A 21,993-nucleotide genomic window follows, 5' to 3' on the forward strand; every position below is an offset into this window, starting at 1 on the left:
CGCCGAGGGCGGTGGCGCCGGGCGCGGGCCGCTACCGAGCCCGGCGGGATCGGGCGCGGGGAGAACCGAGCGCGGGAATCGAGCCCGGCGGGATCGGGGCCGAAGGAAACGAGGCTGGAGAAGACCGAGCACAGCGTAAACCCGACTTTCCTCACCAAACGCCACTAACTAGGCTCAGGTCATGGCAGAGCCGGACCCGCAGGACTCACTCGATGCCGCCACGCAGGCCACCCGCAGCCTGCAGGGCCTCTCCACCGAGCTGACGGCCCGGGTCCCCCAGCTCCTGGAGGCGATGCGTTCGATCGGTACGGGGCTGGAGCTGCACTCCACCCTGGACCGCATCTGCGCGACGGCGGCCGAGCTGGCCCACGCCCGGTACGCCGCCATCGGTGTCGTCGACGAGTCGGGCGACGGCCTCTCCGACTTCATCACCCATGGGGTCTCCGAGCAGGCCGCCCGGGCGATCGGGCGCAGGCCCGACGGCCACCGGGGCCTGCTGGGCGCGCTGATCCACGACCCGGAACCCGTACGGCTGGCCGATCTGGCCGAGGATCCGCGCTCCGCCGGGTTCCCGCCCGGCCACCCGCCGATGCGGACCTTCCTCGGGGTGCCGATCCGGGTCCAGGGGGAGATCTTCGGCAACCTCTACCTGACCGAGAAGGAGGACGGCGGCGCGTTCAGCGACTACGACCTGCACATGGTGCGGGTGCTCGCCACCGAGGCGGGGATCGCCATCGGCAACGCCCGGCTGTACGAGGCGGCGCGGCAGCGGGAGCGCTGGATCGACGGCTCGGTGGCGGTGACCACCGCCCTCCTCTCGGGCGGGGACGCGGACGACGCGCTCTCCGTCGTCGCCGAACAGGCCCGCCGTCTCGCGGACTCCGCCGCCGGGATCGTGCTGCTGCCCACCGGGGACGGCGGGCTGGAGATCGTCGCGGTCTCCGCCGACGACCCCTCGTCCTCGCTCGGGGTGATCATTCCGGCCCGCTCGTCGGTGGTGGCGAAGCTGCTGGCCGGGGAGTCGGTCTTCATCGACGACTCGGCCACCGACAGCCGGATGGTCACCAGGCTGGCCGGTCTCTTCGGGCCCAGCATGCTGCTGCCGCTGCAGAGCGGGGGCCGGGTGCTCGGCGCCCTGGCGACCCCTCGGGCGCGGGGCGCGCGCCCCTTCAGCCGGACGGAGCGGACGCTCGCCACCCAGTTCGCCTCGCAGGCGGCCCTGGCGCTGATGATGGCCGAGGCGCAGCGGGACCGGGAGCGGCTCGCGGTCTACGAGGACCGCGACCGGATCGCCCGCGACCTGCACGACCTGGTCATCCAGCGGCTCTTCGCCACCGGGATGATGCTGGAGAGCGCCCAGCGCCGCTCGGTCGTCCCCGAGGTGCGGACGGGGGTGGGCCGGGCGGTCGACGAGCTGGACGTGACCATCCAGGAGATCCGTACGGCCATCTTCGCGCTCCAGCAGGAACCGGCCGAGGCTCCCTCGGGGCTCCGCACCCGTGTCCTGCGGGAGATCAACATGGCGGCGGTCCCGCTCGGTTTCAAGCCCTCGCACCGCTTCCTGGGCGCTGTGGACGCGCTCGTCGGGGAGCTGACCGGGAAGAACCTGGTCGCCGCGTTGCGCGAGGCGTTGTCCAACGCCTTCCGGCACTCCGGGGCCTCGGTGATCGACGTGGTCGTGGACGCCACGGCGACCCTGCCGGACGGCCGGGCCGCGGTGCGTCTGTCGGTGGCGGACGACGGGGTGGGCATTCCGGAGGGCGGGCGCCGCAGCGGGCTGCGGAACCTGGCCCGCCGGGCGGAGTCGCTGGGCGGGGCGAGCTGGTTCGGCCCGGGGATCGGGGCGGACGGGGGCGGGACGACGGTGGTGTGGGAGGCGCCGCTGTGAGCCGTACGGGTCCGGGAGCCGGGGCGGCGGGGCTGCGACCACGCGGAACGGCCGACGGGGTCGGCGGCTGCCGCCGCCTGCGCCCTTCGAGGTCGACGCCTCGGCCCTTCGCGGTGCACGGCTGTCGGCGTCAGCGCCCTCGCACGTCCACGGACTCGCACGTCCACGGACGTCGGTATCAGCGGCCGGCGAGGATCCGCTCGATGACCACCGCCACGCCGTCCTCCTCGTTGGTGAGGGTCTGCCCCGTGGCGGCGGCCAGGGCGGCGGGGTGGGCGTTGCCCATCGCGTACGACGTACCGGCCCAGCCGAGCATCTCGACGTCGTTGGGCATGTCACCGAAAGCGACCACCTCGGCGGCGGAGATACCCCGCTCGGCGCAGCAGGCGGCGAGCGTACTGGCCTTGGAGACCCCGAGCCCGCTGACCTCCAGCAGGGCGGAGGGGCTGGACCGGGTGATGGAGGCCCGCTCCCCGGCCACCGTGCGCGCCAGGGCGAGGAAGGCGTCGGGAGGCATCTCGGTGTGGTGGGCCAGGAGCTTGAGCACGGGGGCGCCCTCGCCCGGCACGTCCTCGTGCAGCAGCTTCTCCGCGACGGCGACGGCCGCCCCCGGGTCCAGGTGGAAGGGCGGGTAGGACGGCTCGTAGTTGATGCCGGTGGTCAGCTCGATGGCGAAGGAGGTGCCGGGGGCGGAGTCGCGCAGGCTGTGCACGACGTGGAGGGCGGCGTCGCGCTCCAGCGCCCGCACGGTGAGCAGCCGGCCGTCCGCCCGCAGGTCGGTGACCACGGCGCCGTTGGCGCAGATCGCCAGTCCGTGGCCCTGCACGTGGTTGCTGACGACGTCCATCCACCGGGCCGGCCTGCCGGTGACGAAGAAGACCTCGATCCCGGCCTCCTCGGCCGCCGCCAGCGCGGCGACGGTACGTGCGGAGAGCGTCTTGTCGTCGCGCAGCAGCGTGCCGTCGAGGTCGGTCGCGATCAGCCGGGTGATGGCAGGAGGAGGCGTATCGGTAGCTGAGGTCACCCCGCCATTCTCGCCCACCGAGGCGCACGTGCGTGCGGAGGGGCGCACATTTGAGTGGGCGCGCCGCTGAGCTGCGGAACATTCCCCAGGCATATGCCAAAGGGTCGCGGGGCGGCGGCACGGGCTGTGGCGGCCGTAGGCTCGGGCCCATGACCTTGCGCCTGAGCACCGTGATCCTGCCCGTCGACCGCTGGCACGAGGGGGGCCGCGACCGCTGGCGGCGAGCGGAGGAGCTGGGCTTCCACACCGCCTACACCTACGACCACCTCTCCTGGCGCAGCTTCCGCGACCGGACGTGGTTCGGCGCTCTCCCCACGCTCACCGCCGCCGCGACGGCGACGCAGCGCCTCCGGCTGGGCACTCTTGTCACCTCACCCAACTTCCGCCATCCGGTGACCCTGGCCAAGGAGCTGATCTCCCTGGACGACATCTCCGGCGGCCGGATCACCCTCGGCATCGGCGCCGGAGGCAGCGGGTTCGACGCCACCGCGCTGGGCCAGGAGGCGTGGACCCCGAAGGAGCGCGCCGACCGCTTCGGCGAGTTCGTACCGCTGCTGGACCGGCTGCTCACCGAGGACGCGGTGACGCACGAGGGGACGCACTACTCCGCCGTCGAGGCCCGCAACATCCCCGGCTGCGTCCAGCGCCCCCGGCTCCCCTTCGCGGTCGCCGCGACCGGCCCGCGCGGGCTGCGGCTGGCCGCCCGGCACGGGCAGGCGTGGGTGACGACGGGCGACCCGAAGCTGTACGAGGAGGGCACCCCGGAACAGTCGGCGCAGGCCCTGCGGGAGCAGGGCAAGAGGCTGGAGGCCGCCTGCGAGGAGACCGGCCGGGACGCCTCCGAGCTGGACCGGATCCTGCTCACGGGCTTCACCCCCGACCGCAACACCCCGCTGGAGTCGGTGGACGCCTTCGTCGACTTCGCGGGCCGCCACGCGGAGCTGGGCTTCACCGAGATCGCCATCCACGCCCCGATCCCGGACTCCGACTTCGACACGGACCCGGCGGTCTACGAGCGCATCGCGACCGAGGCGCTCGCGCAACTGGCCTGAGAGGCAGCAGCCGGCCCGAGGGGCGGCCTTCGGCCGAGGAGCAGGAGTCGGCCGAGGGGCGGCAGCCCGCCCAGGGGCCGTGCGGCGGCTCACGCGTGACGGGCCGCGCCCCGGATCGCGCGTCCCGGGCCGCACGCTCCGGCTCATTCGCGCAGGCGCAGGAACTCCGGGGGTACGGCGTCGGCGAGCCAGACTCCGTTGGCGCTGACCCGGAAGACATGGCCGGCCCGGTGCATGGCGTCCGCGTCCACCGTGAGGACCAGGGGACGGCCGCGGCGGGCGCCGACCCGGGTAGCCGTCTCGCGGTCGGGGGAGAGGTGGACGTGGTGGCGGGCCATGGGGCGCAGGCCCTCGGCCCGGATCGCGTCCAGCGCCCGGGCGACGGTGCCGTGGTAGAGGTACGCCGGTGGCTCGGCGGGCGGCAGGTCCAGGTCGACGGCGACCGTGTGACCCTGGTTGGCGCGGATGCGGTCGCCGTCCACCGTGAAGCGGCGCTTGTCGTTGGCGGCGACGACGTGGTCCAGCTCGGCACGTGTGAGGGGGAAACCGTGCCGGGCCGCCGCACTCAGCAGGGTCTCGACATCCACCCAGCCGTTCTCGTCGAGCGCGATCCCGATGCGCTCCGGGCGGTGGCGCAGATGGGCCGAGAGGTACTTGGACACCTTGACGGTGCGGCGTTCGTCCATCCCGCCAGCGTGCCCCCAGGCGGATCATCGGTGCATCCGGATTTCGCACAGGGTTCTTTTCGGATTTCTTCGCATCGATGTTTGATCCACAACCAACTCGACTTATCCACAGGGTATTTGACGACTCTGTGGACAACTGGCAGGCGTTTTAACCCTTTTCATTAACTTTGTTGGCTATCAGGTGAGATGAGGCGAGCCCATCCAAAGTGCGTGCCTGCACCTCGCGTTCGGTCGCCGCCGTGACGAAGGCCGTGACCTGGTCGGGGCCAACCAGATCCTGAACGGCCCGGGTTGTGCGGAGCGGGAGCAGGACCGGGCGGGCTTCGCTCCCCTCGATGGCGCTCTCCTGGGCGCCGAGGTGGTGGTGCAGATGCCGGGTGGCGAACATCCGCATGGCACGGGCCAGTTCGGCGTCGACCGTCTGCTGTGCGAGCGGGCGGAGACGGCGCACCATCGACGCCGCCTCGGCCGCGTCGGCGTCGGTGGGCGGGCGATGGCCCAGATAGCGGGCGAAGACATGCTCGGTGGTGAACTCCAGGAAGCGGGAGGCGATGTGCTCGACCTGGCCGCGAAGTTCCTTGAGATGGCCGGAGATCGCGAGCAGGGGCACACCGGCCGCGTGCAACTCGACCGCCACGGCCAGCTCTTGGGGGCTGGGGACGAGGAACTCGTCGGCCGTCCCCGGGACGCGCTCCAGCACCCCCAGCTCCACCGCCTCCGCGATCGCCTCGTCGTCCTGCGCGCCGCCGAACTTCGCGTCCAGCTCCGCGCGGGTGATCCGGCCGGCCTCCTCGTCGGTCCAGGGGCCGTGCACCTCGGCGACCAGGCCGAGCACACCGCCCAGCCCCCGCCCCGCGTCCCATGCCTCCAGCAGTTCCTTGATGCTGGCCAGGGTGTAGCCCCGGTCCAGCAGGTCCGCAATCTGGAGCAGCCGGGCCAGATGGGTCTCCCCGTACACATTGGCCCGGCCGCGCCGCTCGGGTGTCGGCAGCAGCCCCCGGTCCTGGTACGCCCTGATCGTGCGCACCGTGGCTCCGCTGGCGTGGGCCAGATCCTCGATCCGGTACTCGGGACCGCCGCTGCCGTTCGCCGTGGCACCCGTGGCACCCGTGGCACCCGTGGCACCCGTGGCACCCGTGGCACCCGTGGCACCCGTGGCCGCGCCCGCCTCCCGTCCGGTCACAGCGGCGGCTTCACTCGGGCGAGCCGTCGCAGCGCTCCGGGGCTGAGCCGGGAGAGCAGCCGCGCGCCGCGGGCCTCCGGAGTCACCGGCACCACGGCCCGGTTGCGGACGACCGCCGCCAGGACGGCGTCGGCGACCTTCTCCGGTGGGTAGTTGCGGCGCCCGTAGAGCCGGGTGGTCCGCTTCCGCAGCCGCTGCTCCTCCGCCGCGTCGGCCCCGGCGAAGCGAGTGGTGGCGGTGATGTTGGTGTTGACGATGCCGGGGCAGATGGCGCTCACCCCGATCGACTGCTCCGCCAGCTCGGCCTGCAGGCACTCGCTCAGCATCAGCACGGCCGCCTTCGACGTGCTGTACGCGGGCAGGGCGCGGGAGGGCTGGAAGGCGGCAGCGGAGGCGGTGTTGACGATATGGCCGCCCTGGCCCCGGTCGGCCATCTGCCTGCCGAAGATCCGGCAGCCGTGGATGACGCCCCAGAGATTGACGTCGAGGACGCGCTTCCACTCCTCGCTCGTGGTCTCCAGGAAAGAGCCGGAGAGCCCGATCCCGGCGTTGTTGACCAGGACGTCGACGATTCCGTACTCGGCGGCGACCCGGTCGGCCAGCTTCTCCATCGCCGCCTCGTCGCTGACGTCGACCGCCTCGCCCCAGGCCGCCGGGGCCCCGATCAGCCGGGCCAGCTCCGCCGTCCTGGCGGCCCCCTCCGCATCCCGGTCCACGGCCACCACCCGGGCGCCCGCCTCCGCGAAGGCGAAGGCCGTGGCCCGCCCGATGCCGGATGCGGCGCCCGTCACCAGCACCAGCTGACCGCCGAACCGCTCCGCGTACGGGCCCTTCGCCGCGGACTGCCGGTCCGTGGGCCCCTCCTGGCCGCCCGCCTCGTTGGCGGCGGCGAAATCCCCGATCCAGGCGGCCAGTTGGTCCGGCCGGGTGCGCGGGACCCAGTGCTTGGCAGGCAGCGACCGGCGCACCAGACGGGGGACCCACTGCTCCAGGTCGTCGTAGAGGCGCTCGGAGAGGAAGGAGTCACCGGTCGGTGTGATGAGCTGGACCGGCGCGTGGGCGTAGGCGTCGGGGCGCGGCCTGCCCAGCCGGGCGCGGACGTTGTCCCGGTAGAGCCAGGCTCCGCGGGCCGCGTCGTCGGGCAGGGAGGCGGTCGGGTAGTCGCCGGCGGGCACCTTCTCCAGCCGCTGGAGGATGCCGGGCCACCGCTTGCCGAGCGGCCCGCGCCAGGCCAGCTCCGGCAGCGCGGGGGTGTGGAGCATGTACACGTACCAGGACTTGGCGCCCTGGCCCAGCAGTTGGCCCACCCGGCGCGGGGTCGGCCGGGCCATCCGCTGCTTGATCCAGTGGCCGAAGTGGTCCAGGGAGGGGCCGGACATCGAGGTGAACGAGGCGATCCGGCCCTCGGTCCGGCCGACCGTGACGAACTCCCAGGACTGCACGGACCCCCAGTCGTGCCCGACGACATGGACCGGCCGGTCCGGACTCACGGCGTCGATCACCGCGAGGAAGTCGTCGGTCAGCTTCTCCAGGGTGAACCCCCCGCGCAGCGGCTTCGGGGCCGTGGAACGGCCGTGGCCGCGCACGTCGTACAGCACGACGTGCCACTGCTCGGCCAGCCGCACGGCCACCTCGGACCAGACCTCCTTGCTGTCCGGATACCCGTGGACCAGCACCACCGTCGGCCGCTCCCCGTCACCCAGTTCGGCGACGCACAGCTCGACGCCACCCGTACGTACCCGGCGCTCACGCGCTCCCGGCAGATTCACGCCGCCACCTTCTCCTCGGCCCAGCGCCGCACATGCGGCAGATCGTCGTCCAGCCAGAAGGCGCTCTGCTCGGGGTCCTTGGAGTCGGTGACGACCAGGATCTCCTCGAACTTCGCGCCCGTACCCCGGAATCCGAGGTGCGGTTCGACCGCCCACAGCCCCGGCTGCGGCGGATGGTCGGAGAAGCGGTACGGGCTCCAGAGCGGCGACCAGCCGTCCCGGTGGCCGTGCACCGCGTCGCTCAGCAGCCCCTTGAGGGACTGCGTGCCGAACCCGAACACGTGCGGGGACCAGCGCCGTTCGGCCACGCGGTCCACCTTGTGGGCGATCACGCCGAAGGGGTAGGCGCGGTGCCTGTTCGCGTACCCCTGGGCGGTCATCAGGCGTTCGACGTCCTCGTAGATCTCGCGGAGCGATCGGCGCTCGCGGACCTGGCGCAGGATCAGCTCGCGGTGCGCCTCCAGATCGGCGAGGAGCCTGTCGTGGAGCGGGTTGAGGCCGAGGCAGCCCGCATATCCGATGTCGGCGGTGTAGCCCTTGTACACCGGGGCCATGTCCAGGATGAAGGGCATGCCCGGCTCCAGCTTCCGGTCGGTCGGGAAGAACTGGAGCGGCACCTTGAAACCGGCGAACGCCGTCCGGTCCCCGAACCAGGCGAAGGGGAGGTGGAACCAGTCCCGCACGCCCCGCTCGCGCAGCCAGACCCGCTGCATCCGGGCCGCCTCGCGCTCGGTCACCCCCGATCTGAGCTGACCGGCGACGGCCTCGGCGCAGGCGTAGGCCAGGCGCTGCACTTCCCTGAACCCCCGCAGCTCCGGGGCGTTTTCGTCCTGCACTGCCGAGACCATGCCACCGTCCGTTCCCTGCCGTGTGCGGTACGTGCCCGTAACGTGACACTGATGAATGTGACAATGTCCAGCGGCTACGTCAAGAGGTGTGCGCGGCCTGTGGACAACTCCCGTTCGAGGGGGAGCCGCCCCGTGGCCCGAGCCGTCACGGCGTGCTCCCGGGGCCGGGAACTCCTCCTTCGCGGGGTCCCCCTACGGGGCCGTACGCCTGGAGTCTGATGCCGATCCAGCCGTCAGGGCTGACGATCGCTGTGGCCCGCGCCACTACCGTCGTATCCGTGACTGCCGTTATCGCTACCGAAGCCCTGAGCAAGCGGTTCCCCCGGGTGACCGCGCTCGACCGGCTCACGTTGGACATCGGACCAGGTGTGACCGGTCTGGTGGGTTCCAACGGGGCCGGCAAGTCCACGCTGATCAAGATCCTGCTGGGTCTCTCCCCCGCCACCGAGGGCCGGGCCGCGGTGCTCGGGCTCGACGTGGCGACCAGCGGTGCCGCCATCCGGGAACGGGTGGGGTACATGCCGGAGCACGACTGCCTCCCGCCCGACGTCTCGGCCACCGAGTTTGTCGTGCACATGGCTCGCATGTCGGGTCTGCCGCCGACCGCCGCCCGCGAGCGCACCGCCGACACCCTGCGCCACGTCGGCCTCTACGAGGAGCGCTACCGCCCCATCGGCGGCTACTCGACCGGCATGAAGCAGCGGGTGAAGCTGGCCCAGGCCCTGGTCCACGACCCCCAGCTGGTCCTCCTCGACGAGCCGACCAACGGTCTGGACCCGGTCGGCCGGGATGAGATGCTCGGCCTGATCCGCCGCATCCACACCGACTTCGGCATCTCCGTCCTGGTGACCTCGCACCTCCTGGGTGAGCTGGAGCGCACCTGCGACCACGTCGTCGTCATCGACGGCGGTGCCCTCCTGCGCTCCAGCTCCACCAGCGACTTCACCCAGATCACCACCACCCTCGCGGTGGAGGTCACCGACAGCGACGCCCACCCCGACGGCACCGACGCGCTGCGCAAGGTCCTCACCGGGGCCGGGGCCACCCTGCTCGGCCACGACGGGCTCGACACGGAAGGGCTGCCGGGCGCGGGCCACATCCTGCTCGTCGAGGCGACCGGCGAGGAGACCTACGACCTGGTCCGCGACAGCGTGGCCGGGCTCGGGCTCGGCCTGGTCCGCATGGAGCAGCGCCGCCACCAGATCGCCGAGGTCTTCCGTACGGAACAGGGCGCGGCCCGCACCGAGGCCGTCCCGGCCCAGGCCGCCACCGCCGGGCCCGGACCCGTACCGCAGGCCTCCGCCGGACCCGTACAGCAGGCCCAGGGCGATCCCGTACAGCAGGCCGCCACGCCGGGGCCGTACCAGCAGGAAGGGGAGCGGTCGTGATGAGCACCGAGACCACGTCCGCGGCCGGGCGCGACACCTCCCGGATCCACAACATCGGCTACCGCTCCTACGACGGCAGGCGGCTCGGCCGGGCCTACGCCCGCCGCTCGCTCTACTCGCAGACCCTGCGCGGCTCCTTCGGACTCGGCCGTTCCGCCAAGTCCAAGGTGCTCCCCATGCTGCTGTTCGGCGTGATGGCCCTGGTCGCGGCGATCCTGGTGGCCGTCTCCATGGCCGCGCCCGACTCCACCAAGCTCGTCGTCAAGTACACGTCGTACGCGCTCTACATGCAGGCGGTCATCGGCCTCTTCATCGCCGCACAGGCCCCGCAGGCGGTCTCCAGGGACCTGCGGTTCAAGAGCGTCCCCCTGTACTTCTCGCGGCCGATCGAGCGCTCCGACTACGTCAGCGCGAAGTTCGCCGCCACGGCGACCGCCCTCTTCATCCTCACCGGGGCGCCGCTGCTCATCCTCTACGTCGGCGCTCTGCTCGCGAAGTTCGACTTCGTGGACCAGACCAAGTGGTTCGGCCAGGGACTGGTGTCGGTGGCGCTGCTGTCTGTGCTGTTCGCCGGGCTCGGCCTGGTGATGGCCGCCCTGACCCCGCGCCGGGGCTTCGGCGTGGCCGCGGTGATCGCGCTGCTGACCATCTCCTACGGGGCCGTCTCCACGGTCCAGGTCATCGCCTGGGAGACCGGTTCGCCCGGGGCCGTGGAGTGGCTCGGCCTCTTCTCGCCGATCACCCTGATCAGCGGCGTACAGACCGCGTTCCTCGGCGCCACCGCCTCCTTCCCCGGAGGGGAAGGACCGGGGGCCGGGATGGGCGTGCTCTACCTGTTCGTTGTCCTCGCGCTCGTCGCCGGCTCGTACGCCGTCCTCATGCGCCGCTACCGGAGGGTCGGGCTGTGACCACCATCGAGATCGACCACACCTCGCGCTGGTTCGGCAATGTGGTCGCCGTCAACGACGTCTCCATGACGGTGGGCCCCGGGGTGACCGGGCTGCTCGGCCCGAACGGCGCCGGGAAGTCCACGCTCATCAACATGATGGGCGGATTCCTCGCCCCCTCGACGGGGAAGGTCACGCTCGACGGACAGCAGATCTGGCGCAACGAGAGCGTCTACAAGAAGATCGGCATCGTTCCCGAGCGGGAGGGGATGTACGACTTCCTCACCGGCAAGGAGTTCGTCGTCGCCAACGCCGAACTCCAGGGGCTGGGCGGGGCCGAGGCGCAGCGGGCGCTCGCCACGGTCCAGATGGAGTACGCGCAGGACCGCAAGATCTCCACGTACAGCAAGGGCATGCGCCAGCGCGTGAAGATGGCGTCCGCGCTGGTCCACGAGCCCTCGGTGCTGCTGCTGGACGAGCCCTTCAACGGGATGGACCCGCGCCAGCGGATGCAGCTGATGGAGCTGCTGCGGCGGATGGGCGCGGAAGGCCGTACGGTCCTGTTCTCCTCGCACATCCTGGAGGAGGTCGAGCAGCTCGCCTCGCACATCGAGGTGATCGTGGCGGGACGGCACGCGGCCTCCGGCGACTTCCGGAAGATCCGCCGGCTGATGAAGGACCGGCCGCACCGCTATCTGGTCCGCTCCAGCGACGACCGGGCGCTGGCCGCCGCGCTCATCGCCGACCCGTCGACGGCCGGCATCGAGGTCGACCTGACCGAGAAGGCCCTGCGTATCCAGGCCGTCGACTTCGGGCGCTTCACCGAACTGCTGCCGAAGGTCGCCCGGGAACAGGGCATCCGGCTGCTGACCGTCTCCCCGTCCGACGAGTCCCTCGAATCGGTCTTTTCCTACCTCGTAGCGGCCTGAGTAGTGGCCTGAAAGGAGCTGTGCACCGTCATGTACGACCCCACAGTCGCCCGGCTCACCTACCGGGCCCTGCTCGGCCGGCGCCGGGCCGCCATCCTGTTCGTCCTCCCCGCGCTGCTGCTGGTCATCGCGGCGGCGGTCCGCATGTTCGCCGGGGCCGACGACCAGGTCGCCACCAACGTCCTCGGCGGGTTCGCCATCGCCACGATGGTCCCGCTCATCGGGGTGATCGCCGGGACCGGGGCGATCGGCCCCGAGATCGACGACGGCTCGATCGTCTATCTCCTGGCCAAGCCGGTGAAGCGGCCCACGATCATCTTCACCAAGCTGATCGTCGCCATCGCGGTGACCATGGTCTTCTCCGCCCTGCCGACCCTGCTCGCGGGGCTGATCCTCAACGGCAACGGGCAGCAGATCGCTGTCGCCTACACCATCGCGGCGCTGGTCGCCTCGATCGCGTACAGCTCGCTGTTCCTGCTGCTCGGCACGGTCAGCCGCCACGCGGTGGTCATCGGCCTGGTGTACGCGCTGGTCTGGGAGGCCCTCTTCGGCAGCCTGGTGCCGGGGGCGCGGACGCTCAGCGTCCAGCAGTGGTCCCTCGCCGTGGCCGAGAAGGTCGCCGGTCAGGGCATGGTCACCTCGGACGTGGGCCTGCCGCTCGCCACGATCCTGCTGGCCGCCGTGACGGTGGCCGCCACCTGGTACGCCGGACAGAAGCTGCGGGCGCTGAAGCTGGCCGGCGAGGAGTGAGCCCGCGCCGGGGCTGATCCCGGTGGCATCCCGTACGACCCCCGTCCCTGGTGTCCCAGGGGCGGGGTTGTCGTATGAGCGGGACAACTGTGCGCGTAACCGTACGTTTATCGGGTCGTTGGGCAGGGTGCGTGGAGGCAACTGGAATCCGTGGCGTCGTAGCGTTCGTGAAATCGGGGTTAGCCGGACCCGGGTGAGGCCGGAGCCCACCGGTCCGGTCATCGAGTGAGTGGCAACCGTGAGCGTCCTCCACCCCTGCGGCCCGGGGTAGGGGCGCTCCCTTGTCGTTCCCTCGTACGGAAGGCATGCCCATGCCCACGGAAGTCGCCCTGCTCGAATCGCGCGCGCTGCGCGTCGAGCAGATGGGGCGCGTCGATGTCCTGGACAAGGTGAAGAGCCTTGTCATGCTCCCCGACGGAATTCACGTTCGCACAGAGGATGTGGCACGTTACTTCGAAGTATCCACAGAGGTCATCAAAAAGTTGACCCAGCGCCATCGGGAAGAGGTGACGGAGAACGGTCTCACCTTGCTCCGAGGCTCTGAGCTGCACGTATTCCATAGGGACATGTTGTCCCTATGGGAAGGTGGGCAGGGGGAAAGTTATCCACAGGCAGTGACCCAACTGACCCTCTACACCCGCCGAACCGTCCTCAACGTCGCCATGCTTCTTCGCGACAGCGACATCGCCCGCTGCGTCCGTACCTACCTCCTCGACGCGGAGGGGACGCTCCGGGCCGCGTACGAGGCGCTCGAGGCTCGGGTCACCCGGATCGAGAGCTGCCTCGCCGATGTCGGCAGTGCGCTCCAGGAGCTCGGGCCGGTGCTCTGCCGGATGTCGGAGCGGCTGGACGGTCTGGAGCGGAAGGTCGAGGCGACCCAGCAGCTGGTCGGGGCGATGAGTGTGCGGCTGTCGGATCTGTCGCAGGAGGTCGCGCGGATGGACGCCCGGTTCGACGCGCGGATGGAGGCCTTCGCGTACCAGCTGAGGGACCTGCGGCGCCGCACCGGGCGGCGTTGACCGCCGCCGCCCGGCGGGAGGCACCCCGACCTGACGGGAAGGCGCCGTGACCTGACGGGAGGCGCCGTGAAAAGGCCCTGCCCGCCGCCCCGGACATCCGGTGGCGGCGGGCAGGGCCCTCAAGGGCGGTGCGTCAGGCTGTGCGTCAGTGGGGCGTGGCCGCGACGGAGCCGGTACGGAGCAGCTCCTCCAGCACGACCGCGATGCCGTCGTGCTCGTTGGACGCGGTGATCTCGTGCGCCACGGCCTTCAGGGTGTCGTGGGCGTTGGCCATGGCCACGCCGTGCCGCGCCCACCCGAACATCGGGATGTCGTTGGGCATGTCACCGAAGGCGATGGTGTCGGCGGCCTTCACCCCGAGCCGGCGGGCGGCCAGCGAGAGGCCGGTCGCCTTGCTCAGCCCGAGCGGGAGGATCTCCACCACACCGGGGCCCGCCATGACCACGTCGACCAGGTTGCCCACGGCGGCCCGGGCGGCGGAGGCCAGGGCGTCGTCGTCCAGCTCCGGGTGCTGGAGGTAGACCTTGTTGAGCGGGGCCGCCCACATCTCGGAGGCGTCCTCCACGAAGACGTACGGGAGCCGTCCCTCGTGCACCTGGTAACCGGGGCCGACCAGCACCTCGCCCTCCAGGCCGTCGCGGCTGGCGGCCAGCGCGAGCGGGCCGATCTCCGCCTCGACCTTGGACAGGGCGAGTCCGGCGAGCTGCCGGTCCAGGGTGAGCGAGGTCAGCAGCTTGTGCTCGCCGGCGTGGTAGACCTGCGCGCCCTGGCCGCAGACGGCGAGGCCTTCGTAGCCGAGGTCGTCCAGGATGTGCCGGGTCCAGGGGACCGAGCGTCCGGTGACGACGATGTGCGCGGCTCCGGCCGACGTGGCGGCGGCCAGCGCCTCGCGCGTGCGCTCGGAGACCGTCTCGTCCCCGCGCAGCAGGGTGCCGTCGAGGTCGGTGGCGACGAGCTTGAAGGGGAAGGTCACTTGGCGACCGGCTCCAGGACCTCGCGCCCGCCCAGGTAAGGACGGAGCATCTCGGGCACCCGGACCGAACCGTCAGGCAGCTGGTGGTTCTCCAGGAGCGCCACGATCGTGCGCGGTACGGCGCAGAGCGTGCCGTTCAGCGTGGCCAGCGGCTGGACCTTCTTGCCCTCGCGCATCCGGACGGAGAGGCGGCGGGCCTGGAAGCTGTCGCAGTTCGACGCGGAGGTCAGCTCGCGGTACTTGCCCTGGGTCGGGATCCACGCCTCGCAGTCGAACTTGCGCGAGGCCGAGGCGCCGAGGTCGCCGGTGGCGACGTCGATGACCTGGAAGGGGAGTTCGAGGCCGGTGAGCCACTGCTTCTCCCACTCCAGGAGCCTGCGGTGCTCGGCCTCGGCGTCGGCCGGGTCGATGTACGAGAACATCTCGACCTTGTCGAACTGGTGGACGCGGAAGATGCCGCGGGTGTCCTTGCCGTACGTCCCGGCCTCGCGGCGGAAGCAGGGGGAGAACCCGGCGTACCGCAGGGGCAGCTTCTCCGCGTCGACGATCTCGTCCATGTGGTACGCGGCGAGGGGGACCTCGGAGGTGCCGACCAGGTAGTAGTCGTCCTTCTCCAGGTGGTACACGTTCTCCGCGGCCTGGCCGAGGAAGCCGGTGCCCTCCATCGCGCGCGGGCGGACCAGCGCGGGGGTCAGCATCGGGATGAAGCCGGCCTCGGTGGCCTGGGCGATCGCCGCGTTGACGAGGGCCAGCTCCAGGAGCGCGCCGACGCCCGTGAGGTAGTAGAACCGCGAGCCGGAGACCTTCGCCCCGCGCTCCACGTCGATGGCGCCGAGCGCCTCGCCCAGCTCCAGGTGGTCCTTGGGCTCGAAGCCCTCGGCGCCGAAGTCACGGATGGTGCCGTGCGTCTCCAGGACGACGAAGTCCTCCTCGCCGCCGACCGGCACGTCCTCGTGGACGATGTTGCCGAGCTGGAGCAGCAGCCGCTTGGCCTCCGCGTCGGCCTCGTCCTGGGCGGCGTCGGCCGCCTTGACGTCGGTCTTGAGCTGCTCGGCCTTCTTGAGGAGCTCGGCGCGCTCCTCGGGGGTGGCCTTGGGGATCAGCTTGCCGAGCTGCTTCTGCTCGGCGCGGAGTTCGTCGAAGCGGACGCCGGACGACCTGCGCAGCTCGTCGGCGGAGAGCAGGGCGTCGACGAGCGCGACGTCCTCTCCACGGGCGCGCTGGGAGGCGCGAACACGGTCGGGGTCCTCACGGAGCAGGCGAAGGTCAATCACCCCTCCAGGCTACCGGTGCGCGGATCTCGCACTCGAACCGATATTGCCGAGCGTGTCACTTTGACCGAATTGCCGCAATTTGTATTTCTGGTGGTGAAACGCGAGGTCTGCCCCCGCTGTTGCGTCAATAACGGGGGTTAACTCCCCTGAACAGGGCAGAAGGTGCGGGTTTGATTGACGCAGGAGCCTTGGGTGGAGGGGGAGTTGGGGGGTTGCTCCCTGCTGTTGTCCACAGGGGGTGGCGCTTCCGAATGGTTATCCACAGCCTGTGAAGAAGTTCTGTGGATGTCGGAACGGAATGTTCCGGAGGGTGGACGAAGGGCTCTCGCTTCCCTCGACTTCCGTGCCGAAACCCCTCCCGCACGCTCATTCGGGTGGCAATTCGTCGCTCTGATGAGTTGATCAAGGGAATTCACGCGATCCGAGAGGGGGTGTGGCGACTCGATCGCCTGTGGGTGCCTCTGGGGTTGCTGCATTGATTTGTCGATGATGTCGCATTGGGGTGTCGACTTGTCCCCAGGTCGAGAAGCCACCCTGTGGATAACTCTGTGGGTGGATGACTATCCGTAGGTACGACCACAGCGCAGCGCGGTCGACGGCGCCCGAGGGCCCCGGAGCCGACCGGGGCGCCGATCGGACCCGACCGGAGTCGGCCGGAGTCGGCCGGAGCCTTCGGGAGCCGCCCGGACCCGATCGCATGGCCCAGACCCGACCGGATCGCCCGGACCCGTTCGAATGGCCTGGACCCGTTCGGATCGCCCGGACCGTTCGGATCGACCGGCCTGTCAGATCCGCCCGTCCTGGCTGCGCGCCAGCCAGTCGGCGGCCTCGGTGAAGTCGTTGTCCGAGGTGCCCGTTCGGAGCGGCCGGACCTCGTCGGCGGAGACGCCCGCCCGGGGATACGAACCGAGGAACCGCACCTTCGGACAGATCCGCTTCAGCCCCATCAGCGCCTCCCCCACCCGCCGGTCCGCGATATGCCCCTCGGCGTCCACGGCGAAGCAGTAGTTGCCGATCCCCTCGCCGGTCGGGCGGGACTGGATCAGCATCAGGTTGACGCCGCGCACCGCGAACTCCTGGAGCAGCTCCAGCAGCGCACCGGGGTGGTCGTCGCCCAGCCAGATCACCACGGACGTCTTGTCGGCCCCGGTCGGGGCGGACGGCCGGGCCGGCCGGCCCACCAGGACGAAGCGGGTCTGGGCGTTCTCCGCGTCGTGGATCTCCGTCACCAGCGGCTCCAGGCCGTAGGTGGCGGCGGCGAACTCACCGGCGAACGCGGCGTCGTACCGCCCCTCCTGGACCAGCCGGGCACCGTCCGCGTTGGACGCCGCCGACTCCCAGACGGCCTGCGGGAGGTGGGCGGCCATCCAGTTGCGGACCTGCGGCTGGGCGGCCGGGTGCGCGGTGACCGTCTTGATGTCCGACAGCGCGGTGCCCGGCCGCACGAGCAGCGCGAAGGTGATGGAGAGCAGCACCTCGCGGTAGATCATCAGCGGCTCGCCGCCGGTCAGCGCGTCGAGCGTGGCGGTGATGCCGCCCTCCACGGAGTTCTCGATCGGTACGAGGGCGGCCGCCGCCTCTCCGGTGCGTACGGCGTCCAGGGCCGCCGGTACGGAGACCATCGGGACCAGCTCGCGGGTGGCGGCTTCCGGGAGCGTGCGGAGGGCGACCTCGGTGAAGGTGCCTTCGGGACCGAGATAGGCGTAGCGCGTGGCTGACATACGCTCACCCTATTGCGCCGTACGGCGGGAGCCTCGCCGTCTCAGAATCCGGTCGGGACCGGGTGACCCGGGCCCCCGGGACACCCGGCCTCACGACTCCAGCAGCCGCTGCCCCACGTACTCGCCCTCCGCCGCCCCGCCCGGCACCGCGAACAGCCCGCTCGCCTCGTGCCGGATGAACGGGGACAGGGCGTCGCCCCGGTCGAGCTTCCGCTGCACCGGCACGAACCCCTTGAACGGGTCCGCCTGCCAGCAGACGAAGAGCAGCCCGGCGTCCGGAGTGCCGTCCTCCGAGATCCCGTCGTGGTACGAGAACGGGCGCCGCAGCATCGCGGCCCCGCCGTTCGCCTCCGGGGCGGAGATCCGGGCGTGGGCGTTGTCGGGGATCATCAGCCGCCCGTCCGGGCCCGTCCTGTCGAGGTCCAGCGGCGTGGTCTCGCTGCCCCCGCTCAGCGGGGCCCCGTCCGCCTTGCGCCGCCCGATGACCCGCTCCTGCCGGTCCACCGCGAGCTTCTCCCAGTCGTCCAGCAGCATCCTGATGCGGCGGACGACGGCGTACGAACCGCCCTCCAGCCACGCGTGCGGGGTGCCGGGGGAGGCGGGCACGAAGACCCGCCGCTCGAAGTCCTCGTCGCTCTGCTTCGGGTTGCCGGTCCCGTCGATCTGGCCCATCAGGTTGCGGGCGGTCATCGGCCGGGCCGTCGCCCCGGGGGTGCGGTTGAAGCCGTTCATCTGCCAGCGCACCCGTGCCGTCCCCGCGCCCTCCTTCTGAACGGCCCGCAGGGCGTGGAAGGCGACCAGGGCGTCATCGGCCCCGATCTGCACCCACAGGTCGCCGTCGGAGCGCCTGGCGTCCAGCTGGTCGGAGGAGAACGGGGGGAGCGGGTCGAGCGCGGCGGGCAGCCTGGAGGTGAGACCCGTACGCGCGAAGAACGTACGGCCGAAACCGAAGGTGACCGTGAGGGAGGAGGGGCCCGCGTCCAGCGCGATGCCGGTGTCATGGCCGGGCCCGTCCGCCGAGCCGGCCGCCGGGCGGCCCGCCATCAGCTCGCGCGCCACCGCCGACCAGCGCCGCATCAGGGCCACGGCCTCCTTGCGGCCCGCCCCCGCCACCAGGTCGAAGGCGACGAGATGGCCCCGGGCCTGAAGCGGAGTGGTGATCCCCGGTTGATGTTTCCCGTGAAACATCGCCTCGGTGGAGCCGACGGCCGTCAGGGCGGTCGGCTCCTCGGGGCGGGTGGCGGCGTACCCGGCCGCCCCGCCCGCCGCGCCGAGCACCAGCCCGGTGGCGCCCGCCGCGCCCACGCCGCCCAGCAGCTGGCGCCGCGAGACGCCGACGGGGGCCGTGCCCGGGGCGGAGTCGGCCGCGGAAGCGGAGCCCGGTGCCTGCCGGCCGCTTCCCTTTCCTGCCTTGGTCCTGCTGTTCACGTACCCAGCCCTGTTCTGGTCCTGCCGCTCACGTACTCAGCCGATCTTCACGGTCTTGTCGACGGTGACCTGGTCGATGTCGGACGTCCGTACCGTCACGTCCACCTTCCACTTCCCCGCCATCGGGATCTGGACATTGCTCGCCGACCAGTGCCCCTCGGCGAGCCGGTCGGGCGCGACCGGCAGCGGGCCGATCTCCTGTGCCTCCAGAGTGAGGGCCACCTTCAGCTCGGGCACGTCCATCGGCTTGCCGTCGCTGCCGTCGATCCACACATGCAGCTCGTTGGCGCCGGAGCGGCCGGGGTCGATGTCCATCCGGACGGTCCCCTTGCCGTTCCGGCCGCCGGTGTCGAAGGGCATGCTCAGGTTGACGGGCCCCGAGGGAGCCGGGGCGGTCGCCGCGGTGGAGGCGCCCTTGGCCTCCTCCTCCGTACGGCCCGGCTCGGTCGACGTCAGCACGGTGGTGACGGCCAGCAGGACCACGGCGATCGCGGCCTCGGCCAGCACCGAACGGCGCAGCCCGGAGCGCTCCGCGTCGGCGTCCCGTACGCGCTTCTTCTCCGTGGCGGCCAGGGCGGCCTGCTGCCGGGCCAGTTGCGCGGCGCGCTCCGGGGCGACGTCGTCGGCGGTCTTCACCGTCTCGGCCGCGCGCTCGGACGGCTCGGAGGCCACGGACGCGGTGGCCGCATCCGTCAGCCGTCCCGTCCACCGCCGCGAGAACCACGCGACGGCGAGCAGGAGCACGATGAGCGCGACCTTGACGATCAGGAGCTGCCCGTACCGCGTCCCGGTCAGCGCCGACCAGGAGCCGACCTGCCGCCACGACTGGTAGATCCCGGTCGCCGCCAGGACCAGCACACTGCCGAACGCGACCCGGGAGAACCGCCGTACGGCCTCGCTCCCGATGTCCGGCGTCCGGTACAGCGCCACCAGGAGCGCGACCAGACCACCGAGCCAGGCGGCCACCGCCAGCAGGTGCAGGACGTCCACCGGCATGGCGATCCCCGCCTGGATACCGGTCGAGGCGTGCTCGGACATGGCCCAGGTGGCGGCGATGCCCGCCGCGACGACCCCGCCGCCGACGGCCAGTCCGAAGGTGAGGTCCCTCTTCTCGACGGCGTCCTCGCGCCGTGCGTACGTACCGAACAGCACCGCGATGAAGAGCGCGGCCGCGCCGAGCAGCAGCAGCCGGGAGACGAGGGCGGCGCCCGGCTTGGTGTCCAGGACGGCCTGGAGCCCGGTCAGGTCGAAGGCATCGGCGAACTTCCCGCTGCCGGTGTACGGGTTGCGGAGCAGCAGCATGGCCAGGGTCGCCGCGGTCAGGGTGATCCAGCCGCGCACCACGAGCCGCTGCATCGGCCGGGCGGTCGCGCCCCGGGGCCAGCAGCCCAGGACGAAGGCCGCGCCGCCGACGAGCAGGACGAACCCGGCGTACGCGATGTACCGCGCGATGCCGTAGACCGCGCCGACCGCGCCGCCGCCCACCTCCTCCGAGGGCAGGGCGACGGCGGTCTCGGAGGGGGCGCCGATGGAGAACGTGAAGGCGCCGGAGATGGGGTGGCTGTCGGCCGAGACGGCCTGCCAGGCCACGGTGTAGGTGCCGTCCGGCAGGCCGGGGAGCAGCTCCACGCCGTACCGGACGGTGGAGCCGTCGGAGAGGTCCTTCGGCTCGACGCCGGTGTCGGCGCGCTTGCTGCTGGGGTCCAGGACCCGGATCGAACCGTCGCCGACGGCGATCGCCTCGGAGAAGGTGAGGGTCACCTCCTTGGGCGCGGTGGCCACCACCGCCCCGTCCTGCGGGTCGCTCCCGGTGAGGGCGGCGTGCGCGGCCGCCGGCCCGGCACCGGCCAGCAGCAGCCCGGACACCAGGCTGAACAGGGCGGCGAGGAGCGCGGCGGCGGCGAACGGCCGCCGTATCGGGGACGGCCTGCGTATCGGGGACGGCCGTCCCGTCCGGGAAGGCCGCCCCGTCCGGGACGGCTGCCCCTTCCGGGAGGGCCGTGGACGAGGGGCGGTGGCGGTCATCACGGTCGGTCCCTCACTGCTTCTTCGGGTTGTGGGTGGTTTCCTTCACCGGCAGGTCGACCGTGATGGGGTCGGCCTTCTCGAAGTGCAGCTCGACGGAGACCCTCTCGCCCTGCTGGGGCTTCTGCTTCAGGTTCATGAACATGATGTGGTTGCCGCCGCGTTCGAGATCGAGCTCGCCGTTGGCCGGCACCTCGAACGACGAGACCTCGCGCATCCGCTGGTTCTTCGTCTCGTGGATCGTGACGTCGTCGGAGAGCGGGCTCGTCACCGAGGTGAGCCGGTCGGCGGTGGACCCGCTGTTCTGGACGACGAGGAAGCCGGCGGCCATGTCGCTGACGGGCTGCGGCATGAACGCGCCGACGACCTTCAGCCGGGGCTCGGCGCTGTCCGTGGAGCACCCCGCCAGCGTCAGCCCCGTGGTGAGGGCGAGGACGGCAGCGAGGGTCGTGCGGCGGTTCACGGGTTCTCCCCCTTGACGAGCTTGGGGAGGTCCTTCGCGTACTCCTCGGCGGTGGTGTTCTCGCCGTACAGCACGTAACCGTCGTCCGTCTTCGGGGAGAAGGCGACGACCTGCGCCCCGTGCATCGAGACGACGGTCCCGTCCTTCTCCTTGGTCGCCGGCTCGATGCCGATGCCGATCTGGCGCGCCGCGGCCTGGATGGTGGGGAAGTCGCCGGTGAGGCCGATGAAGGTGGGGTCCTGGGCCTTGAGCCACTTGCCGAGCGAGGCGGGTGTGTCGCGCTCGGGGTCGGTGGTGACGAAGACGACCTGGAGCTTCTCCTGGTCGGCCTTGGGCAGGTCCCGCTTGGCGACGGAGATGTTGCTCATGGTCAGCGGGCAGACGTCGGGGCAGTTGGTGTAGCCGAAGTAGATGAGCGTCGGCTTGCCCTTGGTGGCCTCGCGGAGGTCGTACTTCTTGCCGTCGGTGTCGGTGAGGACCAGGTCCGGCTTGGTGAACCCCTGGTCGAGGACGGTAGCGGCCTTGTCCTTGGGCGAGGCCTCGACATCGGCGATCGACGAGGAGCCCGCCTTGTCACCGTCGCTGCCGCAGGCCGAGAGGGTCAGTGCGGCAGCGGCGGCCAACGCCACGGCCGTCACTGCTGTTCTGTTGCGCATGAAGGAATGTCCTGAACGTGGTGAGGGTGG

19 protein-coding genes are annotated in these 21,993 nt (G+C 71.5%); 7 read left to right on the forward strand and 12 right to left on the reverse strand.

All coding sequences use genetic code 11. The annotated features are described in order from the left end of the window. The first annotated feature begins 181 nt into the window (after window positions 1-181). Complete coding sequence (locus tag ACQ9ZG_RS16880; protein ID WP_109915492.1) at window positions 182-1,888, forward strand: sensor histidine kinase; 1,707 nt, start codon at window positions 182-184, stop codon at window positions 1,886-1,888. Window positions 1,889-2,066: 178 nt separating this feature from the next. Here ACQ9ZG_RS16880 and ACQ9ZG_RS16885 read toward each other — a convergent pair whose 3' ends face one another. Continuing rightward, a complete protein-coding gene (locus ACQ9ZG_RS16885) occupies window positions 2,067-2,912 on the reverse strand; it encodes a Cof-type HAD-IIB family hydrolase (protein ID WP_109915491.1) in 846 nt (281 codons plus the stop codon). Window positions 2,913-3,061: 149 nt separating this feature from the next. On the opposite strand from ACQ9ZG_RS16885, the gene ACQ9ZG_RS16890 reads away from it, so the two are divergent. Continuing rightward, window positions 3,062-3,964 carry an LLM class flavin-dependent oxidoreductase gene (locus tag ACQ9ZG_RS16890; protein WP_028415775.1) on the forward strand — a complete coding sequence of 301 codons (903 nt, stop codon included), beginning with the start codon at window positions 3,062-3,064 and terminating at the stop codon, window positions 3,962-3,964. A gap of 143 nt (window positions 3,965-4,107) precedes the next feature. Here the strand turns inward: ACQ9ZG_RS16890 and ACQ9ZG_RS16895 are convergent, their stop codons facing one another. The 4 genes from ACQ9ZG_RS16895 to ACQ9ZG_RS16910 form a co-directional block, all read right to left on the reverse strand. Next, the gene (locus tag ACQ9ZG_RS16895; protein ID WP_109915490.1) at window positions 4,108-4,650 is read right to left on the reverse strand and encodes an RNA 2'-phosphotransferase; all 543 of its coding nucleotides are present in this window, start codon (window positions 4,648-4,650) and stop codon (window positions 4,108-4,110) included. 148 nt (window positions 4,651-4,798) lie between these two features. Further along, on the reverse strand, window positions 4,799-5,710 hold the full coding sequence (locus ACQ9ZG_RS16900; RefSeq protein WP_109915495.1) for a MerR family transcriptional regulator: 912 nt from the start codon (window positions 5,708-5,710) through the stop codon (window positions 4,799-4,801). A 119-nt stretch (window positions 5,711-5,829) separates the two neighbouring features. Further along, the gene (locus ACQ9ZG_RS16905; RefSeq protein WP_109915489.1) at window positions 5,830-7,602 is read right to left on the reverse strand and encodes an SDR family oxidoreductase; all 1,773 of its coding nucleotides are present in this window, start codon (window positions 7,600-7,602) and stop codon (window positions 5,830-5,832) included. Continuing rightward, the gene (locus ACQ9ZG_RS16910) at window positions 7,599-8,450 is read right to left on the reverse strand and encodes a M24 family metallopeptidase (protein WP_018489889.1); all 852 of its coding nucleotides are present in this window, start codon (window positions 8,448-8,450) and stop codon (window positions 7,599-7,601) included. The genes ACQ9ZG_RS16905 and ACQ9ZG_RS16910 overlap by 4 nt, the downstream gene beginning before the upstream one ends. Before the next feature lie 218 nt (window positions 8,451-8,668). On the opposite strand from ACQ9ZG_RS16910, the gene ACQ9ZG_RS16915 reads away from it, so the two are divergent. From ACQ9ZG_RS16915 to ACQ9ZG_RS16935, 5 genes are all read left to right on the forward strand, one after another. Then, window positions 8,669-9,838, forward strand: a complete 1,170-nt coding sequence (locus ACQ9ZG_RS16915; RefSeq protein ID WP_258312166.1) for an ABC transporter ATP-binding protein — start codon at window positions 8,669-8,671, stop codon at window positions 9,836-9,838. Further along, entirely contained in the window at window positions 9,838-10,746 is a 909-nt protein-coding gene (locus ACQ9ZG_RS16920) for an ABC transporter permease (protein ID WP_109915487.1), read from the forward strand. The genes ACQ9ZG_RS16915 and ACQ9ZG_RS16920 overlap by 1 nt, the downstream gene beginning before the upstream one ends. Further along, complete coding sequence (locus tag ACQ9ZG_RS16925) at window positions 10,743-11,654, forward strand: ABC transporter ATP-binding protein (protein ID WP_028415769.1); 912 nt, start codon at window positions 10,743-10,745, stop codon at window positions 11,652-11,654. Before ACQ9ZG_RS16920 ends, ACQ9ZG_RS16925 begins: the two co-directional genes overlap by 4 nt. A gap of 30 nt (window positions 11,655-11,684) precedes the next feature. Then, window positions 11,685-12,404 carry an ABC transporter permease gene (locus ACQ9ZG_RS16930; protein ID WP_018489893.1) on the forward strand — a complete coding sequence of 240 codons (720 nt, stop codon included), beginning with the start codon at window positions 11,685-11,687 and terminating at the stop codon, window positions 12,402-12,404. Between the two features lie 311 nt (window positions 12,405-12,715). Then, window positions 12,716-13,423 carry a hypothetical protein gene (locus ACQ9ZG_RS16935; RefSeq protein WP_109915494.1) on the forward strand — a complete coding sequence of 236 codons (708 nt, stop codon included), beginning with the start codon at window positions 12,716-12,718 and terminating at the stop codon, window positions 13,421-13,423. Window positions 13,424-13,568: 145 nt separating this feature from the next. Here ACQ9ZG_RS16935 and ACQ9ZG_RS16940 read toward each other — a convergent pair whose 3' ends face one another. From ACQ9ZG_RS16940 to ACQ9ZG_RS16970, 7 genes are all read right to left on the reverse strand, one after another. After that, window positions 13,569-14,396 (reverse strand): HAD family hydrolase, encoded by an 828-nt coding sequence (locus ACQ9ZG_RS16940; RefSeq protein ID WP_109915486.1) that lies wholly within the window; start codon window positions 14,394-14,396, stop codon window positions 13,569-13,571. Further along, window positions 14,393-15,670 carry a serine--tRNA ligase gene (gene serS, locus ACQ9ZG_RS16945; protein ID WP_018489896.1) on the reverse strand — a complete coding sequence of 426 codons (1,278 nt, stop codon included), beginning with the start codon at window positions 15,668-15,670 and terminating at the stop codon, window positions 14,393-14,395. The genes ACQ9ZG_RS16940 and serS overlap by 4 nt, the downstream gene beginning before the upstream one ends. Before the next feature lie 785 nt (window positions 15,671-16,455). After that, a complete protein-coding gene (gene pheA / locus ACQ9ZG_RS16950; RefSeq protein WP_028415766.1) occupies window positions 16,456-17,391 on the reverse strand; it encodes a prephenate dehydratase in 936 nt (311 codons plus the stop codon). 90 nt (window positions 17,392-17,481) lie between these two features. Next, on the reverse strand, window positions 17,482-18,819 hold the full coding sequence (gene efeB / locus ACQ9ZG_RS16955) for an iron uptake transporter deferrochelatase/peroxidase subunit (RefSeq protein ID WP_499280762.1): 1,338 nt from the start codon (window positions 18,817-18,819) through the stop codon (window positions 17,482-17,484). Between the two features lie 36 nt (window positions 18,820-18,855). Next, window positions 18,856-20,844 carry a copper resistance CopC/CopD family protein gene (locus ACQ9ZG_RS16960; RefSeq protein ID WP_258312292.1) on the reverse strand — a complete coding sequence of 663 codons (1,989 nt, stop codon included), beginning with the start codon at window positions 20,842-20,844 and terminating at the stop codon, window positions 18,856-18,858. A gap of 13 nt (window positions 20,845-20,857) precedes the next feature. Further along, on the reverse strand, window positions 20,858-21,307 hold the full coding sequence (locus tag ACQ9ZG_RS16965; RefSeq protein WP_109916550.1) for a copper chaperone PCu(A)C: 450 nt from the start codon (window positions 21,305-21,307) through the stop codon (window positions 20,858-20,860). Then, window positions 21,304-21,963, reverse strand: a complete 660-nt coding sequence (locus ACQ9ZG_RS16970) for an SCO family protein (RefSeq protein ID WP_109916551.1) — start codon at window positions 21,961-21,963, stop codon at window positions 21,304-21,306. Before ACQ9ZG_RS16970 ends, ACQ9ZG_RS16965 begins: the two co-directional genes overlap by 4 nt. Window positions 21,964-21,993: the final 30 nt, after the last annotated feature.

Source organism: Streptomyces araujoniae, from assembly GCF_050871195.1.
GTDB lineage: Bacteria > Actinomycetota > Actinomycetes > Streptomycetales > Streptomycetaceae > Streptomyces > Streptomyces bacillaris.

What these genes read in the sequence shown, in the direction of transcription:
- ACQ9ZG_RS16880 (WP_109915492.1), top strand. Translation starts at nt 182, where the DNA reads ATGGCAGAGCCGGACCCGCAGGACTCACTCGATGCCGCCACGCAGGCC.
- ACQ9ZG_RS16890 (WP_028415775.1), top strand. Translation starts at nt 3,062, where the DNA reads ATGACCTTGCGCCTGAGCACCGTGATCCTGCCCGTCGACCGCTGGCAC.
- ACQ9ZG_RS16895 (WP_109915490.1), bottom strand. Translation starts at nt 4,650, where the DNA reads ATGGACGAACGCCGCACCGTCAAGGTGTCCAAGTACCTCTCGGCCCAT.
- ACQ9ZG_RS16910 (WP_018489889.1), bottom strand. Translation starts at nt 8,450, where the DNA reads ATGGTCTCGGCAGTGCAGGACGAAAACGCCCCGGAGCTGCGGGGGTTC.
- ACQ9ZG_RS16915 (WP_258312166.1), top strand. Translation starts at nt 8,669, where the DNA reads ATGCCGATCCAGCCGTCAGGGCTGACGATCGCTGTGGCCCGCGCCACT.
- ACQ9ZG_RS16920 (WP_109915487.1), top strand. Translation starts at nt 9,838, where the DNA reads ATGAGCACCGAGACCACGTCCGCGGCCGGGCGCGACACCTCCCGGATC.
- ACQ9ZG_RS16930 (WP_018489893.1), top strand. Translation starts at nt 11,685, where the DNA reads ATGTACGACCCCACAGTCGCCCGGCTCACCTACCGGGCCCTGCTCGGC.
- ACQ9ZG_RS16935 (WP_109915494.1), top strand. Translation starts at nt 12,716, where the DNA reads ATGCCCACGGAAGTCGCCCTGCTCGAATCGCGCGCGCTGCGCGTCGAG.
- pheA (WP_028415766.1), bottom strand. Translation starts at nt 17,391, where the DNA reads ATGTCAGCCACGCGCTACGCCTATCTCGGTCCCGAAGGCACCTTCACC.
- ACQ9ZG_RS16960 (WP_258312292.1), bottom strand. Translation starts at nt 20,844, where the DNA reads ATGACCGCCACCGCCCCTCGTCCACGGCCCTCCCGGAAGGGGCAGCCG.
- ACQ9ZG_RS16970 (WP_109916551.1), bottom strand. Translation starts at nt 21,963, where the DNA reads ATGCGCAACAGAACAGCAGTGACGGCCGTGGCGTTGGCCGCCGCTGCC.